13 protein-coding genes and 1 pseudogene are annotated in these 18,005 nt (G+C 73.5%); 3 read left to right on the plus strand and 11 right to left on the minus strand.

Annotation, left to right across the window (positions count from 1 at the left end; all coding sequences use genetic code 11):
* Nucleotides 1-101 precede the first annotated feature (101 nt).
* The 9 genes and pseudogenes from aceE to ACFZDL_RS11425 form a co-directional block, all read right to left on the minus strand.
* Nucleotides 102-2,777, minus strand: coding sequence for a pyruvate dehydrogenase (acetyl-transferring), homodimeric type (aceE, locus tag ACFZDL_RS11385; RefSeq protein ID WP_353594573.1), 2,676 nt, complete (start codon nt 2,775-2,777; stop codon nt 102-104).
* A gap of 171 nt (nt 2,778-2,948) precedes the next feature.
* Nucleotides 2,949-3,572 (minus strand): GntR family transcriptional regulator, encoded by a 624-nt coding sequence (locus tag ACFZDL_RS11390; RefSeq protein ID WP_319699170.1) that lies wholly within the window; start codon nt 3,570-3,572, stop codon nt 2,949-2,951.
* Between the two features lie 166 nt (nt 3,573-3,738).
* Entirely contained in the window at nt 3,739-5,511 is a 1,773-nt protein-coding gene (sucB, locus tag ACFZDL_RS11395) for a 2-oxoglutarate dehydrogenase, E2 component, dihydrolipoamide succinyltransferase (RefSeq protein WP_353594449.1), read from the minus strand.
* A gap of 53 nt (nt 5,512-5,564) precedes the next feature.
* On the minus strand, nt 5,565-6,953 hold the full coding sequence (gene lpdA, locus ACFZDL_RS11400; RefSeq protein ID WP_065958648.1) for a dihydrolipoyl dehydrogenase: 1,389 nt from the start codon (nt 6,951-6,953) through the stop codon (nt 5,565-5,567).
* Nucleotides 6,954-7,309: 356 nt separating this feature from the next.
* A complete protein-coding gene (locus ACFZDL_RS11405; protein ID WP_353594448.1) occupies nt 7,310-8,863 on the minus strand; it encodes a leucyl aminopeptidase in 1,554 nt (517 codons plus the stop codon).
* A gap of 645 nt (nt 8,864-9,508) precedes the next feature.
* Nucleotides 9,509-10,267 (minus strand): annotated as a pseudogene (locus ACFZDL_RS11410) (adenosylcobinamide-GDP ribazoletransferase); the annotation flags it as partial.
* A gap of 339 nt (nt 10,268-10,606) precedes the next feature.
* Nucleotides 10,607-12,385, minus strand: a complete 1,779-nt coding sequence (locus tag ACFZDL_RS11415) for a phosphatidylglycerol lysyltransferase domain-containing protein (RefSeq protein ID WP_353594447.1) — start codon at nt 12,383-12,385, stop codon at nt 10,607-10,609.
* A gap of 57 nt (nt 12,386-12,442) precedes the next feature.
* A complete protein-coding gene (cobT, locus tag ACFZDL_RS11420) occupies nt 12,443-13,552 on the minus strand; it encodes a nicotinate-nucleotide--dimethylbenzimidazole phosphoribosyltransferase (RefSeq protein ID WP_353594446.1) in 1,110 nt (369 codons plus the stop codon).
* 128 nt (nt 13,553-13,680) lie between these two features.
* Nucleotides 13,681-14,880 (minus strand): bifunctional adenosylcobinamide kinase/adenosylcobinamide-phosphate guanylyltransferase, encoded by a 1,200-nt coding sequence (locus ACFZDL_RS11425; protein WP_353594445.1) that lies wholly within the window; start codon nt 14,878-14,880, stop codon nt 13,681-13,683.
* Nucleotides 14,881-14,998: 118 nt separating this feature from the next.
* Between ACFZDL_RS11425 and ACFZDL_RS11430 the strand changes: the two genes are divergently transcribed.
* Complete coding sequence (locus ACFZDL_RS11430; RefSeq protein ID WP_353594444.1) at nt 14,999-15,202, plus strand: hypothetical protein; 204 nt, start codon at nt 14,999-15,001, stop codon at nt 15,200-15,202.
* A 47-nt stretch (nt 15,203-15,249) separates the two neighbouring features.
* Here the strand turns inward: ACFZDL_RS11430 and ACFZDL_RS11435 are convergent, their stop codons facing one another.
* On the minus strand, nt 15,250-15,978 hold the full coding sequence (locus ACFZDL_RS11435) for a methyltransferase domain-containing protein (RefSeq protein ID WP_353594443.1): 729 nt from the start codon (nt 15,976-15,978) through the stop codon (nt 15,250-15,252).
* A gap of 59 nt (nt 15,979-16,037) precedes the next feature.
* Nucleotides 16,038-16,634: a DUF3043 domain-containing protein gene (locus tag ACFZDL_RS11440; protein WP_353594442.1), complete on the minus strand. Its 597-nt coding sequence runs from the start codon at nt 16,632-16,634 to the stop codon at nt 16,038-16,040.
* 263 nt (nt 16,635-16,897) lie between these two features.
* Here ACFZDL_RS11440 and ACFZDL_RS11445 point away from each other — a divergent pair, with 263 nt between their 5' ends.
* Nucleotides 16,898-17,668, plus strand: a complete 771-nt coding sequence (locus tag ACFZDL_RS11445) for a PspA/IM30 family protein (RefSeq protein ID WP_353594441.1) — start codon at nt 16,898-16,900, stop codon at nt 17,666-17,668.
* Between the two features lie 39 nt (nt 17,669-17,707).
* A complete protein-coding gene (locus ACFZDL_RS11450; protein ID WP_353594439.1) occupies nt 17,708-17,986 on the plus strand; it encodes a hypothetical protein in 279 nt (92 codons plus the stop codon).
* Nucleotides 17,987-18,005: the final 19 nt, after the last annotated feature.

Here is an 18,005-nt window from a genome sequence, read left to right on the forward strand (position 1 = left end):
CCATCATGCCGTCGCCCGCGGCCGGCCGCCCATGGACCCGCCCCGGGCCCGCCAGGGTCGTCCTGGCAGGCCCGGGGCGTGCGGTAGGGGCGAGAGGCCCCTCAGATGCCGTAGCGTTCGGCCGCTTCCTTCGCCGCCGTGGGCTTGACCTCGCCGCGGCGGGCGAGGCGGCTGAGGGCGGCGACCACGATGGCCGGGGCGTCCACACCGAAGTGGCGGCGGGCGGCCTCGCGGGTGTCGGAGAGGCCGAAGCCGTCCGTGCCCAGCGAGTACCAGTCCTGCTCGACCCACTGGCTGATCTGGTCGGGGACGGCGCGCATCCAGTCGCTGACGGCGAGGACCGGGCCCGGTGCGCCTGCCAGGGCACGGGTGACGTACGGGACCCGGTCTTCACCGTTGAGCTGCGCCGCGTCACAGGACAGGGCGTCACGGCGCAGCTCGCTCCAGGAGGTGGCGGACCACACGTCGGCGGCCACGCCCCAGTCGTCGGCGAGGAGCTTCTGGGCCTCCAGGGCCCAGTGGATGGCGGTGCCTGAGGCGAGGAGCTGGATGCGCGGGGCGCCCTCGTCCGCCGGCTCGGCCGACTTGTAGCGGTACAGGCCCTTGAGGATGCCCTCCTCGACGCCCTCGCCGGTCGGCATGGGCGGCTGGACCTTGGTCTCGTTGTAGACGGTCAGGTAGTAGAAGACGTCCTCGGCGTCCGGGCCGTACATCCTGCGCAGACCGTCCCGCACGATCGCGCCGACCTCGTACGCGAAGGCCGGGTCGTAGGCGACCGCCGCCGGGTTGGTGGAGGCGATCAGGTGGGAGTGGCCGTCGGCGTGCTGCAGGCCCTCGCCGGTCATCGTGGTGCGGCCCGCCGTGGCGCCGATCAGGAAGCCGCGGCCGAGCTGGTCGGCCAGCGCCCACATCTGGTCGGCGGTGCGCTGCCAGCCGAACATCGAGTAGAAGATGTAGAAGGGGATCATCGGCTCGCCGTGCGTCGCGTACGACGTCGCGGCGGCGGTGAAGTCGGCCATCGAACCGGCTTCGGTGATGCCCTCGTTGAGGATCTGGCCGTTGGCCGCTTCCTTGTAGTAGAGCAGCTGGTCGCGGTCGACCGGGTCGTAGGTCTGGCCGAGCGGCGAGTAGATCCCGGCGGTCGGGAAGAGCGACTCCATGCCGAAGGTGCGCGCCTCGTCGGGGACGATCGGCACCCAGCGGCGGCCGGTCTCCTTGTCCCGCATCAGGTCCTTGACCAGGCGGACGAACGCCATGGTGGTGGCGATCTCCTGGGTGCCGGAGCCCTTGGCGAGGGTTTCGAAGGGTTTGGCCGACGGCTCGGGCAGGGCCACGGGGTGGACGCTGCGGGCCGGGGCGGGGCCGCCGAGGGCGGCGCGGCGCTCCTGGAGGTAGCGCACCTCGGGGGAGTCGGCGCCGGGGTGGGCGTAGGGGACCAGCTTGTCGTCCAGCGCGCTGTCCGGGATGGGCAGCTCCAGGAGGTCGCGCATGGCGCGGAACTCCTTGCCGGTCAACTTCTTCATCTGGTGGTTGGCGTTGCGCGACTCGAAGCCGGGCCCGAGCGTGTAGCCCTTGACGGTCTGGGCCAGGACGACGGTCGGGGCACCCTTGTGCTCCATGGCCGCGCGGTACGCCGCGTACACCTTGCGCGGCTCGTGGCCGGCGCGGGAGGTGTGGAAGCACTCGGCGAGCTTGGCGTCGGTCAGCCCCTGGCCGAGCCGGGCGAGCTGGGGGTCGGCGCCGAAGAAGTGGTCGCGGATGTACGCGGCGTCGCGGGTCGCGTACGTCTGGAACTGGGCGTCGGGGACCTCGCGCAGCCGGCGCAGCAGCGCGCCCGAGGTGTCGAGGGCCAGCAGCTCGTCCCAGGCGGAGCCCCACAGGGCCTTGACGACGTTCCAGCCGGCGGCGCGGAACTGCGCCTCCAGCTCCTGCACGATCTTGAAGTTGGCGCGCACCGGGCCGTCGAGCCGCTGCAGGTTGCAGTTGATGACGAAGGTGAGGTTGTCCAGGCCCTCGCGGCCGGCCAGGGCGAGCGCCGCGGTCGACTCGGGCTCGTCCATCTCGCCGTCGCCGAGGAAGGCCCATACGTGGGAGCCGGAGGTGTCCTTGATGCCGCGGTTCGCGAGGTAGCGGTTGAAGCGGGCCTGATAGATCGCGGAGATCGGGCCGAGGCCCATGGAGACGGTGGGGAACTCCCACAGCCAGGGCAGCCGCCGCGGATGCGGGTAGGAGGGCAGGCCCGAGCCGCCCGCCTCGCGGCGGAAGTTGTCCAGGTGCGCCTCGGTCAGCCGGCCGTCGAGGAAGGCGCGGGCGTAGATGCCGGGGGAGGCGTGGCCCTGGATGTAGAGCTGGTCGCCGGAGCCGTCGGCCTCCTTGCCGCGGAAGAAGTGCTGGAAGCCCGTCTCGTAGAGCCAGGCCGCGGAGGCGAAGGTGGCGATGTGGCCGCCGAGGCCGTCACGGCTGCCGCGGGTGACCATCGCGGCCGCGTTCCACCGGTTCCAGGCGGTGATGCGGCGCTCCATGTCCTCGTCGCCGGGGAAGGAGGGCTCGGCGGCGGTGGGGATGGTGTTGACGTAGTCCGTCTCGAGCAGCGGGGGCAGCCCGAGCCCGGCGCTCTCGGCGTGCTCCAGCGTGCGCCGCATCAGGTACGAGGCGCGGTGCGGGCCGGCGGCCCGGGTGACGGCATCCAGGGACGCGCCCCACTCGGCGGTCTCCTCGGGGTCGCGGTCCGGGAGCTGGTCGAGCTCGCTGGGCTGCTTCGGGACGGGCTGCTGGATGGGCTGCTTCCGGGTGGCTGCGGCCATCCCTCCGTTGACGAGGTCGGTCATGCGTCGACTGTAAATTCTGATCGATGATCGATCAAAGTACTTGAGCCCAAAAACTTCTCCGGAAGGCGAAATTGGCATTCCGTGCCGCGAAACGGGGCACGCCGTGCAGCCCCAGGGGGCTTACGCGCGCGGGGCGCAGCCGAGCACATGCTCCTTGACGAGCTCCGCCACCCTCGGGTCCCGTCGCCGGAACGCGTCCACGACGGCCTGGTGCTCCTCGGCGTACGACTGCTGGCGGGTGCCCAGCCAGCGGATGGACAAGGTGGTCCAGATCTCGATGCCGAGCGATTCCCAGGTGTGCAGCAGCACACTGTTGCCGGAGGCCCGGACCAGCTCGCGGTGGAAGGCCACGGTGTGCCGCACCTGCGCCTCCCCGTCGGATCTTCGGTCCGCCTCGTACAGCGCCGCCACCTCGGGCTCCAGGGCCGAGGTGTCCTCGGCCAGCCGGGGCGCGGCCAGCTCCGCGGCGATCTGCTCCAGACCGGCCCGCACCGGATAGATCTCCTCCAGGTCGGCAGCGGTCAGATTGCGGACGCGTACGCCCTTGTTGGGGGCGGACTCGATCAGCCGCAGCGTCTCGAGCTCGCGCAGGGCCTCGCGGACGGGCGTCTGGCTGACCTCCAGCTCGGTGGCGATCCGACGCTCCACGATCCGCTCGCCCGGCTTCCAGCGCCCGCTGACGATGCCCTCCACGATGTGCTCGCGGATCTGCTCGCGCAGCGAGTGGACGACGGGATGGACCATGGCACTCCTCCGGACGGTACTGACATGACAATACGGCGGACAGGCAAACGGCGGCGCCCCCGCCCGGATCACTCCGGACGGGGGCGCCGCCGTCAGCTGTGCCGACTCGAGGGCTCGCAGACAGCCTCAGGGGCTCGCAGACAGCCTCAGGGGCTCTCGGGCGGCCTCAGAGGCCGAGCTCGACCTCGAACTCACCGGCCTCCAGGATCTCCTTGACCGCCGTCAGGTAGCGGGCGGCGTCGGCGCCGTCCACCAGGCGGTGGTCGTAGGAGAGCGCGACGTACGTCATGTCGCGCACCGCGATCGTCTCGCCGAGCTCCGGGTGGTTGATGACCACGGGGCGGCGGACGGTCGCGCCGATGCCCAGGATGGCGACCTGGTTCGGCGGCACGATGATCGTGTCGAACAGCGCACCGCGCGAGCCGGTGTTGCTGATGGTGAAGGTCGCGCCGGACACCTCGTCCGGGGTGATCTTGTTGGACCGCACCTTGCCCGCCAGCTCCGCCGTCTTCTTGGCGATACCGGCGAGGCTCAGGTCACCCGCGTTCTTGATGACCGGGGTCATCAGGCCCTTCTCGGCGTCGACGGCGATGCCGACGTTCTCGACGTCGAAGTAGGTGATGGTGCCCTCGTCGTCGTTGATCCGGGCGTTGATGGCCGGGTGGGTCTTCAGCGCCTGGACGGCGGCCTTGACGAAGAACGGCATCGGCGAGAGCTTGACGCCCTCACGCTGCGCGAACCCCTCCTTCGCCTGGGCCCGCAGCCGCATGAGCTTGGTGATGTCCACCTCGACCACGCTGGTGAGCTGCGCCTGCGAGTGCAGGGCCTTCATCATGTTGTCGCCGATGACCTTGCGCATCCGCGGCATCTTGATGGTCTGCCCGCGCAGCGGCGACGGGGCCGCGGCGGCGGCCTTCGGAGCCGCGGCCGGGGCGGCCTGGGCCTGCGCCTGGGCGGCGGCCTTGGCGGCCTCCGCGGCGGCGATGACGTCCTGCTTGCGGATGCGGCCGCCGACGCCGGTGCCCTTGACGCTGGCCAGGTCCACGCCGTTCTCCGCGGCGAGCTTGCGCACCAGCGGGGTCACGTACGCACCCTCGCCCTCACCGGCGGCCGGAGCCGGGGTGACCGGGGCCGGGGCGGGCACCGGAGTGGCCGGGACCGGCTCCGGGGCGACCGGCGCCGGGGTGACGGCCTGCGGGGCCGGGGCGGTCGGGGCCTGCGGGGCCGGGGCCGGAGCAGGCGCCGGGGCGGCCGGAGCCGGGGCCGGGGCCTCGGCGGCGGGGGCCGGAGCCGGGGCCGCGGGGGCGGGCGCGGCGGCCGGAGCGGCGCCCGCAGCGCCGATCACGGCGAGCTTGGCGCCGACCTCGGCGGTCTCGTCCTCGGCCACCAGGATCTCGAGCAGGGTGCCCGAGGCCGGGGCGGGGATCTCGGTGTCGACCTTGTCGGTGGAGACCTCGAGCAGCGGCTCGTCGGCCTCGACCGAGTCACCGACCTCCTTGAGCCAGCGGGTGACCGTGCCCTCGGTCACCGACTCGCCCAGGGCGGGCAGCACGACGTCGGTGCCCTCGGCACCGCCCGCGGGGGCGGCGGCCGGAGCGGGCGCCGGGGCCGGGGCCTCGGCGGCGGGGGCCGGGGCGGGCTCGGGCTGCGCCTCGGGGGCGGGCTCGGCCGCGGGGGCGGGGGCGGCGGCCGGGGCCGCGCCGCCGTCGTCGATGACGGCCAGCTCGGCGCCGACCTCGACCGTCTCGTCCTCGGCCACCTTGATGGAGGTGAGCACACCGGCCGCGGGGGCCGGGATCTCGGTGTCGACCTTGTCGGTGGAGACCTCGAGCAGAGGCTCGTCGGCCTCGACCCGCTCACCCTCGGCCTTCAGCCAGCGGGTGACGGTGCCCTCGGTCACGCTCTCGCCGAGCGCCGGCAGGGTTACGGAAACCGCCATGGTTTCGGTTGCTCCTAACGATCTGTGCGGATGGTTCGCGCGCTCGGGGACTATTAGTCGTGGGCGTGCAGGGGCTTGCCGGCCAGTGCCAGGTGGGCCTCGCCGAGCGCCTCGTTCTGGGTCGGGTGCGCGTGGATGAGCTGCGCGACCTCGGCCGGCAGCGCCTCCCAGTTGTAGATCAACTGCGCCTCGCCGACCTGCTCGCCCAGGCGGTCGCCGACCATGTGGACACCGACGACGGCACCGTCCCGCACCTGGACGAGCTTGATCTCGCCCGAGGTCTTCAGGATCTTGCTCTTGCCGTTGCCCGCCAGGCTGTACTTGAGGGCCACGACCTTGTCGGCGCCGTAGAGCTCCTTGGCCTTGGCCTCCGTGATGCCGACCGAGGCGACCTCGGGGTGGCAGTAGGTGACCCGCGGCACACCGTCGTAGTCGATCGGCACGGTCTTCAGACCGGCCAGCCGCTCCGCCACCAGGATGCCCTCGGCGAACCCGACGTGGGCCAGCTGGAGGGTGGGGACCAGGTCGCCCACGGCCGAGATGGTGGGGACGTTGGTCTGCATGTACTCGTCGACGAGGACGTAGCCGCGGTCCATCGCGACCCCGGCCTCCTCGTAGCCCAGGCCCTGCGAGACCGGACCGCGGCCGACGGCGACGAGCAGCAGCTCGGCCTCGAAGGTCTTGCCGTTCTCCAGCGAGACCTTCACACCGTCGGCGGTGTGCTCGACGCCCGAGAAACGCGCGCCGAGGGAGAACTTGATGCCGCGCTTGCGGAAGGCGCGCTCCAGCAGCTTGGAGCTGTTCTCGTCCTCGACCGGGACGAGGTGGGGAAGCGCCTCGACGATGGTGACGTCGGTCCCGAAGGACTTCCACGCGGAGGCGAACTCGACGCCGATGACGCCGCCGCCCAGCACGATCGCGGACTTCGGAACCCGGTCCAGGACCAGCGCGTGGTCGGAGGTGATGACGCGCTCGCCGTCGATCTCCAGACCCGGCAGGGACTTGGGCACCGAACCCGTGGCGAGCAGGACGTGGCGGCCGGTGTAGCGCTGGCCGTCGACATCGACCGAGGTCGGCGAGGACAGCCGGCCCTCACCGGTCACATAGGTGACCTTCCGGGAGGCGATCAGGCCCTGCAGACCCTTGTACAGGCCCGAGACCACGCCGTCCTTGTACTTGTGCACGCCTTCGATGTCGATGCCCTCGAAGGTGGTCTTCACACCGAACTCGGCGCCCTCACGGGCCTGGTCGGCGATCTCACCGGCGTGCAGCAGAGCCTTGGTGGGGATGCAGCCGCGGTGCAGGCAGGTGCCGCCCACCTTGTCCTTCTCGATCAGGGCGACGTCCAGACCCAGCTGCGCCGCGCGCAGGGCAGCGGCGTAACCGCCGCTACCGCCTCCGAGGATCACTAGGTCGAAAACGGTGCTGGCGTCGTTCGCCACGTCACGTCCTCCATGCATGGTGCGCCGGGGCCGGCCGTCGTTGGCCGGGCGGCGGCTGTTGTTCGGCCGCGTCTTGCTTTCGGCCCTGGTGTCGGGGGCCCTGTCCTGCCGAGACAACATCTTCGCACTTGTTGACGGGAGGCGGGACGCGGGGCCGCTGTGTGAGATATCTCCAAACCCCTGTTCAGGGGTTACTCGCGGGTACTGCGTGCGTGGGGTGGTCGGATTTCGTTTACGGCGAAATCCGCGGGGTCCGTGCGGGGCACGGGGTCCGTGCGGGTCCGTGTGGGGCCGCGCAGGTCCGTGCGGGGCCGCGCGGGGCGGCCGGGCCCGCGTCGGGCCCGGCCGTCGGCGGCTCAGCCGAGGTCGCCGGCCGCGGTGCGCTCGGCCAGCCGCACCAGGGTGCGGACCGCGGAGCCCGTGCCGCCCTTGGGGGTGTAGCCGAAGGGGCCGGACTCGTTGAAGGCGGGACCCGCGATGTCCAGGTGGGCCCAGACCGTGCCGTCCTCGATGAACTCCTTCAGGAAGATCCCGGCCACCAGGCCGCCACCCATCCGCTCGCCCATGTTCGCCAGATCGGCCACCGGCGAGTCGATGCTCTTGCGCAGGTCCCCGGGGAGCGGCATCGGCCAGGCCTGCTCGCCGACCTCCTCCGCGATCTCGTGCAGCGAGGTACGGAACGCCTCGTCGTTCGCCATGATCCCGAACGTGCGGTGGCCCAGCGCGAACACCATCGCGCCGGTCAGCGTCGCCACGTCCACGATGGCGTCCGGCTTCTCCTCACAGGCCCGGGTCAGCGCGTCGGCCAGCACCAGCCGGCCCTCGGCGTCGGTGTTCAGCACCTCGACGGTCTTGCCGCCGTACATCGTCAGCACATCGCCGGGACGGGTGGCCGAGCCCGAGGGCATGTTCTCGGCGAGCGCCAGCCAGCCGGTCACATTGACCCGCAGACCCAGCTTCGCGACGGCGACCACCGTGGCGAACACGGCGGCCGCGCCGCTCATGTCGCACTTCATGGTCTCGTTGTGGCCGGCCGGCTTCAGGGAGATACCGCCCGAGTCGTAGGTGATGCCCTTGCCGACCAGGGCCAGGGTCTTCTCCGCCTTCGGGTGCGAGTAGGCCACCCGGACCAGGCGCGGCGGGGCCTCCGACCCCTGGCCGACGCCCATGATGCCGCCGTACCCGCCCTTCTTCAGCGCCTTCTCGTCCAGCACCTCGGTCTTGAGGCCGTGCTCCTTGGCCGCCTCCTGCACGGCGGCGGCGAAGATGGCGGGGTTGAGCAGGTTCGAGGGGGTGTTGATCAGGTCGCGAGCACGGTTGATCTCGGCGGTCAGGGCGATCGCGCGCTCGGCCGCCGCCTTGAACTCCTTGTCGCGCGGCTTGGCACCGATCAGGGCGACCTCGGCGAGCGGGGCGCCGTTCTTCTTCCCGCCGCTGTTCGCGTTGCCGCTGTTGCCGCCGCCGTTCTGGCCGGCCTTCTGATTGGCCTTGTACGAGTACGCGCCGAGCAGCGCGCCCTCGGCGACGGCGGCGGCGTCCGCCGCGTCCGCCACCGGCAGGGCGAACGCGCCCTTCTTCGAACCGGACAGCGCGCGGGCGGCCGCACCGGCCGCGCGGCGCAGCGCCTCGGCGTCGTAACCGTCGCCCTTGGCCGGAGCGTCGCCGAGTCCGACCGCCAGCACGACCGGGGCCTTCAGGCCGGACGCGGCGGGCAGCTTGGTCACCTCGCCATCCGCCCCGGTCGCCCCGAGGGTCTCCAGGACGGAGGCCAGCTTCCCGCCGAAGGCCTTGTCCACGGCCTCGGCGCCGGGGGCGACGACGGGGCCCTTGGCCCCCTTCGCCACGCCGACGACGACGGCGTCCGCGCGCAGCGTCGCGGCGGAGGAGGTGCTGAGAGTCAGAGAAGTCACGGTGATGGGGTCCCTCTTCCGGATAGTTCCTCGGCCGACGTGGGGTGCCCCCGTCGAGACAGGGACGGGTCAGCCGCGCCCATCGGCATCGTATGCGCGGGTCACCAGGTGTCCGAGCGGCGGGCTGTCGCGGGCCATCGCGAGGGTAACTCCCCCGACGGCACCGGCGCGCGGGCTCGCGAGGACGGGCGAGCACGGACACCCTCCCGCCCAGGGCACCCGACGGCGGCCCCCGCGGCCTTCCCGCGCCGCCGCGGCGGCGCCGCGCGAGGCACGCCCGTCCACCTGCGCCCACGCCCCCCGGAGGGGAACCGCGCCGTCCAGCCCGTGGACGGGGCGGTGGCGCGCTGAGGCGCGCGGGGAGGTGTGCGGCAGCGCGGGGCGGGCAGTTGGCGCGGCGGTGGTGGATGCCGGGGGCGGGAGTTCTGCCCGGCGCCGCCGGGCCCGGGCCCGCCTTGCCGGCGAGACCGGGCCCGGGTGGTCCGGCGGCTCCGGCCGGACGGACCGGCTGGGCCCGCCGGGCGGCGCCCGCCGGCTGCCGCCAGCCGGTGGCGCTCGGGCGGCGGCGTTCCGTGGCTTCGGCGTGCACGCGGGGCCGTGACCCGGCGGCCACCGCGCTGCCTGCGGCGGGGCGGCGCGGGTGGGTCAGGCGAGGGCCGTGGCTATCAGGGCGGTCGTGGTGGCCGTTTCGGCGAGGGCGCCGAAGACGTCGCCGGTGACGCCGCCGAAGCGGCGGCGGCAGTGGTGCTGGAGGAGTTCCGCGGCGCCCAGCGCGGCGAGGACGGCGAGCGCGTGGTGCACCGCCCCGAACGCGCCGAAGGCCGCGCCGCCCACCGCGCATACGACGACGGACACCGCCGCCGCGCCCAGCGCGGGCCCGGGCGGCACCGCTCCCGCGACCTCCGCGCCCAGGCCCTCCGGCCGCGCCGCGGGCACTCCGTCGCGCGCCGCGAGCGTCAACGCGCACCGCGCGGCCATCCCGGCCGTGGCCGCCGCCACCGCGCCGTGCGGCCAGCCGGCCCCGTACAGCTCGGCCAGCGCGGCCACCTGCGCGAGCAGCGCGAACAGCAGGGTGATGACCCCGAACGGCCCGATGTCCGACTGCTTCATGACGCGCAGCGCGCCGTCCGCCGGCTTGCCGCTGCCGAGGCCGTCGGCGGTGTCGGCCAGCCCGTCCAGATGCAGCCCGCGGGTCAGTACGGCGGGCACCGCGACCGTGCCCACCGCCGCCAGCAGCGCGCCGCCGCCCAGGAGCAGCAGCGCCGCGCCCACCGAGGCCGCGCAGAGCCCGACCGCCAGCCCGGCCAGCGGGGCGCACAGCATCCCGGCCCGCGCCGCCTCGCGGTCCCAGCGCGTCACACGTACGGGGAGGGCCGTGAGCGTGCCGAAGGCGAAGCGGAGCCCGTCCTCCCAGGAGGCGCGCGGGGGGTGGGGCGGCGGCGGGGGACTGGCCGGGGGCTCGGGCCGGGACGGCTCACCCGGCCCGTCAGGCTCAGCCGCCTCAGTGGCCGCAGCCGCCTCAGTAGCCTCAGCCGGTTGGTTCGGCTGGTTCTGCCCAGTCGGCTCAGCCGGCTCGCTCGGCTCGTCCGCGGCCTTCGGAGGCGCGGCGGGCCGTGGCGGGGCCGCGGGCCTCGGCGGCTCCGGGGGTCCCGGGGGTCCCGGGGGTCCCGGGGGCCCGGGCCGGCGTGCGGGGGACTGCTCCGGCGTGGTGTCCATCGCGCCGCAGGCTACCGCGCACCGCCCTCAGCGCGCCGCCGTCGTCTCCAAGTGCTTGCGGTTCAGCCACTTGGGCAGCCCCGGCGCCTCCAGGAATCCCTCGGCCCGCGCCGCGGCGATACCGATCCGCGGCAGGTCGGTGCTCTTCTCGAAGAGCAGATAGCGGGGCTCCCAGATCGGCCGGTACTTGGCGTTGGCGCGGTACAGCGACTCGATCTGCCACCAGCGGGAGAAGAAGCTGAGCAGCGAGCGCCACAGCCGCAGCACGGGGCCGGCGCCCAGCCTCGACCCGCGCTCGAAGACGGACCGGAACACCGCGAAGTTCAGCGAGATCTGGTCGGCGCCGACCTCCTTCGCCCGCTGGATCAGCTCCAGCACCATGAACTCCATCAGCCCGTTGTCCGAGTCCCGGTCGCGCCGCATCAGGTCCAGGGAGAGCCCGTGCGAACCCCAGGGCGCGAAGCTGAGCAGCGCGCGCGGCCTGCCGTCGCGGTCGGCGCAGTCCAGCAGCACACAGCGGCCGTCGGCGGGGTCGCCGAGCCGGCCGAGCGCCATGGAGAAGCCGCGCTCGGTCTCGCCGTCCCGCCAGTCGTCGGCGAGCCGCAGCAACTCGGCCATCTCCTCCGCCGGGATGTTCTCGTGGTGGCGGATGCGGACCGTGTAGCCGGCGCGCTTGACGCGGTTGTAGGCCTGGCGCACCGTGCGCATGGCGCGCCCCTCCAGCGTGAACTCCTCGGTGTCGACGATCGCCTCGTCCCCGAGTTCGAGGGCGTCCAGGCCGTGCCGCGCGTACACCGTGCCGCCCTCCTCGCTCGCGCCGATCACGGCCGGCGTCCAGCCGTGCTCGCGCGCCTCGGCCAGCCACTGGTCGATCGCGCCGGGCCAGGCCTCCGGGTCGCCGATCGGGTCGCCCGAGGCGAGGGAGACGCCGCTCACCACCCGGTACGTCACGGCGGACTTGCCGGTCGGCGACCAGATGACGCTCTTGTCGTGGCGCAGCGCGAAGTAGCCGAGCGAGTCGCGGTCGCCGTGCCGCTCCAGCAGCGCGCGCAGCCCGCGCTCGTCCGCCGCGGAGATCGGGTCGACGACGCGGCGGGAGCGGAAGGCCACGTACAGCACGAGCAGCAGCAGCGCCGTGCTCATGATGTTGATGGCCACATTCGCCCAGCCGGGGGTCTGGATCCCCTCGAAGCGGCCTTCGAGGGCCGCGAGCGAGACCAGGCGCAGCGCGCCGTAGTGCCAGCGGTCGAGGAAGGAGGAGCGGTAGTCGTCGGGCGCGGTGTTGGTGAGGGTGACCAGCGCGGTCGCCAGCAGCGAGCCGATCAGCAGCCCGCTCACGGCGACGGCGGCGGCGAGCTTGGGGTTGGAGCGGTCGCCCTTGGCGTAGAACTCGCGGCGGCCGATGAGCAGGGCGAGGACGAAGACGGCGGTGAGCCCCAGCGAGATCCAGTTCTGCGGGTGGCGGGCCACGGGCGGCTGGGTCAGGGCGAGGGCCAGCAGCGGGACGGTCAGCCCGCCGAGGACGAGGTTGAGGATCCAGGCGGCGCGCTTGCGGCGGCGCATGGTGATCGCCAGGAACATCGAGAAGGCGCCGGAGAAGAAGCCCGCGGTGAGCAGGTACGGGGTGAAGTACTGGTCGACGTTGTGGCGCCTGATGTCGTTGCCGAAGGAGACCCACACCGCGCCGAGGAGGTTCAGCGCGGTGACGGCGCGCAGGTACCAGACGGCGAAGGCGGCGGAGCGGCGCGGCCAGGGGTGGCCGCGCCGGGTGGCCTCCGCGGTCGTCTTCGTACGGACCTCTCCCATGTCGCGAGCATATGGGCAGAAGGGGACGAGGGACGGACGGGGGCGGGGCGGGTGCGGTCAGGTGATGTCGTCGACCGCCGGGGCGTCGTCCGGCCCGTCGGCCCGCTCGCCGGGCGCCGGGTCGGTCCGCTCGGGCAGCTCCGCGGCGAGCGCCGCGGCCGCCTGCACCAGCGGCAGGGCCAGCAGCGCCCCCGTCCCCTCGCCCACGGTGACGCCGTGGTCGAGCAGCGGGTCGAGCGCGATCCGGTCGAGCGCCTTCTCCTGGGCCGGCTCGCCGCTGTTCTGCCCGGCCAGCCACCAGTCGGGCGCGCGGAACGCCACGCGCTGCGCGACGAGCGCGCAGGCCGCCGAGACCACGCCGTCCAGGATGACGGGGGTGTGGCGTACGGCGCTCTGGAGCAGGAAGCCGGTCATCGCGGCGAGGTCGGCGCCGCCGCTGGTCGCCAGCAGCTGCAGCTGGTCGCCGAGGACGGGGCGGGCGCGGCGCAGCCCGTCGCGGATGGCCGCGCACTTGCGCATCCAGGCGAGGTCGTCGATGCCCGCGCCGCCGCGGCCGGTGACCACGGAGGCGTCGGTGCCGCAGAGCGCGGCGATCAGGGTGCCGGCGGCGGTGGTGCCGCCGACGCTCACATCGCCGAGGACCACGAGGTCCGTGCCCGCGTCGGCCTCTTCGTCGGCGATCGCCATGCCCGCGCGGAAGGCCTGCTCGGCCTCCTCCAGGGTCAGCGCGTCCTCGATGTCGAGGCGGCCGGAGCCGCGCCGCACCCGGTGGCGGGTGACCTCCTTGGGGAGGTCGTCCGGGTCGCAGTCCAGGGCCATGTCGACGACGCGCACGGGCACGCCGTAGCGGCGGGCCAGGATCGCCACGGGGCTCTCGCCGTCGAGCACGGCGCGTACGAGCCGGTGGGCGGTGCCGGCCGGGCGGCCGGACACGCCCAGCTCCGCCACGCCGTGGTCGCCGGCGAAGAGCACGACCCGCGACCGCTCGATGGGCTTGACCGGCACCCGCTGCTGGGCGGCCGACAGCCACTCGCCCAGCTCGTCCAGGCGCCCCAGCGTCCCCGGGGGCAGCGTCAGCCGCTCCCGGCGCTCCTCGGCATCGCGCCGGACACCGCCGTCGGGACGTTCGATCAGGTCGACGAAGTCATCGAGATTCAGACCGCTCACGGGCGGAACCCTACCGGGGGTACCCCGGTGGTGTGGTGGGGGTGCGCGAGCGTTCGCCGCCGTCCGCCTGGTCCCGACCGCATGCGACCGGCGCCGGTGGCCGCCCGGCGGCTGCGCTGGAAGCTCCTTCAGCCCCGCAGGGGGAGGGCCTGGCCGGCCACGACGAGGAGGACTTGTTCGCACTCGGCCGCGAACGCCGCGTTCAGGCGGCCGAGTTCATCGCGGAAGCGGCGCCCGGACGCGGTGGCGGGGACCACGCCGGAGCCCACCTCGTTGCTGACGGCGACCACCGTGCGGGTGGTGGCCCGGAGGGCGGAGACCAGGGCGTCGACGCGTTCGTGGAGGGCGCGCCTGCCGCCGTGGGCCCAGGTCTCGTCGTCCCAGGCGCCGACGGAGTCCATCGCGTCGGTGAGCCACAGCGCGAGACAGTCGATCAGCAGCGGCCCGCCGTCCCGGGCGAGCAGCGGCGGCAGGTCACAGGTCTCGGTGGTGCGCCAGGAGCCGGGGCGGCGCTCGCGGTGGGCGGCGATGCGCGCGGCCCACTCGGGGTCGCCGTCGCGGGTGCCGCCGGTGGCGACGTACAGGACGTCGGGGAGGGCCGCGAGCCGCCGTTCGGCCTCCAGGGACTTGCCGGAGCGCGCGCCGCCCAGGACCAGGGTGCGGCGGGGCAGGTCCGGCACCGCGTGGTACTCCCCGACGACGACCGTCTCGCCGTCCGGGACGGCGCGCGCGCCCGCCGCCGCGAGCCGGCGGTGCAGCTCGGGGCCGGGCGGGACGGTGTGGTCGAGGTGGACGGCGAGGACGTCGGTGGTCGGGCCGACCGCCCCCGTGGCGCGGAGGTGGGCCAGCGCGCCTGGGCGGCCGAGGACGTCGAGCAGCACCATGTCGCAGGGCTCGGCGGGGGCGGTCAGACCGGCCGGGGCCGCGCCGGGCGGAAGGTAGAGCAGGCGGGTGGAGTCCGGGCCGGTGACCTCGTAGCCGGTGCCGGGGGAGTCCAGCGGGACGGCCCGTACCCGGTGGCCGCTGATCAGGACCAGCTCCCGGCCGTCGGGGACCCGCCCCGGCGCGGGCAGCCCGGCGGGGAACTCGACGGCCGGGCCCTCGTGGGGGTGCGAGAGGAGCACCTGCACCACACCCGTCAGCGAGTATCCGGCGCGCGCGGCGGCGAAGGCCGCGCCGGGGGTCAGATCGAGCAGCAGCGCGCCGTCGATCAGCAGCGCGGTCGCGGCCCGCGCCTCGTCGCCCACGGCGGCGGCGCAGGCCGCGCAGGGGCAGCCGTGGCGCGGCAGCCCGGCGGGGGCTCCGGTGCCCAGGAGAGTCAGTTCCACGCCCTGATCGTCTCGCGTCCCGGTGCGGCGGGCGCGCTCAGGTCACCTCGTCGGGAGTGATCAGTCCCCTAGGCTGCGGGGCAGACATTATGTGACCGGCGGGATGGAGGAGGCGGACATGGCATGGACGTGGCGGTTCGAGAAGTCCGACGGTACGGAGACGAAGCCCGCGGTACAGCCCGACGAGTTCCCCACGCAGGGGGACGCGGAGTCGTGGATCGGAGAGGAGTGGAGAGCCCTGCTGGAGGGAGGGGCGGAGCAGGTGATCCTCTTCGAAGACGGGTCGAAGGTCTACGGGCCGATGAGCCTGCGGGCCGAGTAACGGTGTGGTGAGGGCGCGCGGCTGACACAGGCGCTGGGCGCGCCGGGTCAGCCGCGCACTCCGCACAGGTGCAGCAGCGCCGCCACCGCGCGGTACGGGTCGGTGCGCCCGGCCCGGTCCTCCGCCGCCAGCAGCCGGTCCCAGTCCTCGGGGACCGGGGTGTCGTCAGTCGCCAGGTCGGTGAAGACCCGCACGCCGTACCAGGTGTGCAGCGGTGTGCCGATCGCGGTGAGCGTGGTGGTCAGCGCCTCGCGGCGGTCGGCGCGGGCGGTGAGGCCGATGCGGTTGGTGTAGGCGGGGGAGTCGAAGGCGGCGAGCGCGGTGTCCCAGTCGCCCGAGAGCCCCGGCCGCAGCGCGAGCGCGTCCGCGTTGCGGACCAGGAGCGAGAGCAGGCCGCCGGGGGCCAGGACCCGGGCCAGGGCGGCGAGCATCGGGTCCGGCTCGGGCACGTACATCAGCACGCCATGGCACAGGACGACGTCGAAGGCGCCCGGCAGGAAGTGCGCGCCCGTGTCCCGGCCGTCGCCCTCGATGAGGCGCATCCGCTCCCGGATGCCCGCGGGCTCGCGCGTCAGGGCCTCGCGGACCGCGTCCAGCATCGTCGGGTCGGACTCGAGCCCGGTGACCTCATGGCCCGCCCGGGCCAGCCGGAGGGCCTGGGTGCCCTGGCCGAGGCCGACGTCGAGCACCCGTAACCGCCGGCCCACCGGGAAGTGGGCCGCGATCTGCTCGTCGAGCTGACGGGCGACCAGCGCCTGGCGGACGGTGTTCCGCAAGGCCCCGAGCCCGCTCAGCCAGCCGTCAGCCCCGCCCGCGAAACCGGAAGGGGCCGCGCTCAGGGCCGCTCTCCGCGCTTGACCTGCGGCTTGGGCAGCCGCAGGCGGCGCATCTGGAGCGTGCGCATCAGGGCGTACGCCACCACGCCGCGCAGGTTCTCGTCGGGGAACTTCTTGCGCAGCTGGCGCTTGAGCTGGATGCCGAGGACGACGGAGTTGATGACGATCAGCAGGATGACCAGCATCCACAGCAGCAGCACATAGGTCTGCATGGCCCCGGCCTGGATCATGCTGAGGACCAGGATCACCACGGCCAGCGGCAGGAAGAACTCCGCGACGAAGAAGCGGGAGTCCACGTAGTCACGGGCGAAGCGCCGCACCGGACCCTTGTCACGGGCCGGCAGATACCGCTCGTCGCCGCCGGCCAGCGCCTCGCGCTGGCGCGCGAGGTCGGCCCGGCGGGCCTCGCGCTGGCGCCGCGTCGCGTCCTTGCGGCTCATCTGCGAGTTCGCCAGGCTGCGGCGCTGCGACTGGGCCTCGCTGCGCTTGGGGGTCGGGCGGCCCTTGGGCGCCTGAGGGTCACGGGTCTGCTGCGGCTGGTCCGCGATCACCTTGGTGGTGGCGGCCTGCTCGTCCTTTGAACGGCTACGGAACACAAAGCCCAAGGGTACGGGTTTGCGGGTGTGGGCCCCAGCCTCTGGGGGAACGATCCGGCAACGGCACCGCGCTCATCACTGCTCCTCGCTGCCAAGCCTTTGCTCCTCCTTGCGCCGGAGGCGCCCGGGAACCGATCGTCCTGCAGGAGGAGCACGAGCGGGTCCGAACAGTGCGGTAATGGATGTGTGGCCCGTAGGCTGGGTCTGTTGGATGTGCTGGAGCCGGTAGTCCGTAGTCCGTCAGAAGGGGGCGCGCGAGGCCCATGAGCGGTGTCATGAAGCGTATGGGAATGATCTTCCGCGCGAAGGCCAACAAGGCCCTGGACCGGGCCGAGGACCCGCGCGAGACCCTCGACTACTCGTACCAGAAGCAGCTGGAGCTGCTGCAGAAGGTGCGGCGCGGCGTCGCCGACGTGGCCACCTCCCGCAAGCGGCTGGAGCTCCAGCTCAACCAGTTGCAGGGGCAGTCCGCCAAGCTCGAGGACCAGGGGCGCAAGGCGCTCGCGCTGGGCCGGGAGGACCTGGCGCGCGAGGCGCTGTCCCGCCGTGCCGCGCTGCAGCAGCAGGTCACCGACCTGGAGACCCAGCACCAGACGCTGCAGGGCGAGGAGGAGAAGCTGACGCTGGCCGCGCAGCGGCTGCAGGCCAAGGTGGACGCCTTCCGTACGAAGAAGGAGACCATCAAGGCCACCTACACCGCGGCCCAGGCGCAGACCCGGATCGGCGAGGCGTTCTCCGGCATCTCCGAGGAGATGGGCGACGTCGGCATGGCGATCCAGCGCGCCGAGGACAAGACCGCGCAGCTGCAGGCCCGGGCCGGCGCCCTCGACGAGCTGATGGCCTCCGGCGCCCTCGACGACCCCTCCGGCATGGCCAAGGACGACCTCGCCGCGGAGCTGGACCGGATCTCCGGCGGCTCGGACGTGGAGCTGGAGCTGCAGCGGATGAAGGCCGAGCTGGCGGGCGGCGCCCCGCAGCAGGCCATCGAGGGCGGGCAGAAGCAGGAGCAGCCCCGCCCCAATATGGACAAGTAGTCCTGGACACGTGGTCCACCGGCCCCGGAGGAGGTCGTCATGATCGTACGGATCATGGGGGAGGGGCAGCTGAGGGTGGACGACTCCCACCTGTCCGGACTGAACAAGCTCGATGACGAGCTGCTCGCCGAGGTGCAGAGCGGCGACGCGGACGGCTTCCGGCGCACTCTCGGCGCGCTGCTGGACGCCGTGCGCTCACTGGGCGAGCCGCTGCCCGACGATTCTCTGGAACCCTCCCAACTGATCCTGCCGGGCCCGGACGCGACGCTCCAGGAGGTCCGGGCGATGCTCAGGGACGACGGCCTCATTCCGGGCTGAGACGGCGCGCCGTGGCCCA

The sequence above is a fragment of the Streptomyces sp. NPDC007917 genome (assembly GCF_042959105.1).
In the GTDB taxonomy this organism is placed as follows: domain Bacteria; phylum Actinomycetota; class Actinomycetes; order Streptomycetales; family Streptomycetaceae; genus Streptomyces.

What these genes read in the sequence shown, in the direction of transcription:
- sucB (WP_353594449.1), bottom strand. Translation starts at nt 5,511, where the DNA reads ATGGCGGTTTCCGTAACCCTGCCGGCGCTCGGCGAGAGCGTGACCGAG.
- ACFZDL_RS11445 (WP_353594441.1), top strand. Translation starts at nt 16,898, where the DNA reads ATGAGCGGTGTCATGAAGCGTATGGGAATGATCTTCCGCGCGAAGGCC.
- ACFZDL_RS11390 (WP_319699170.1), bottom strand. Translation starts at nt 3,572, where the DNA reads ATGGTCCATCCCGTCGTCCACTCGCTGCGCGAGCAGATCCGCGAGCAC.
- ACFZDL_RS11415 (WP_353594447.1), bottom strand. Translation starts at nt 12,385, where the DNA reads ATGGGAGAGGTCCGTACGAAGACGACCGCGGAGGCCACCCGGCGCGGC.
- ACFZDL_RS11450 (WP_353594439.1), top strand. Translation starts at nt 17,708, where the DNA reads ATGATCGTACGGATCATGGGGGAGGGGCAGCTGAGGGTGGACGACTCC.
- ACFZDL_RS11430 (WP_353594444.1), top strand. Translation starts at nt 14,999, where the DNA reads ATGGCATGGACGTGGCGGTTCGAGAAGTCCGACGGTACGGAGACGAAG.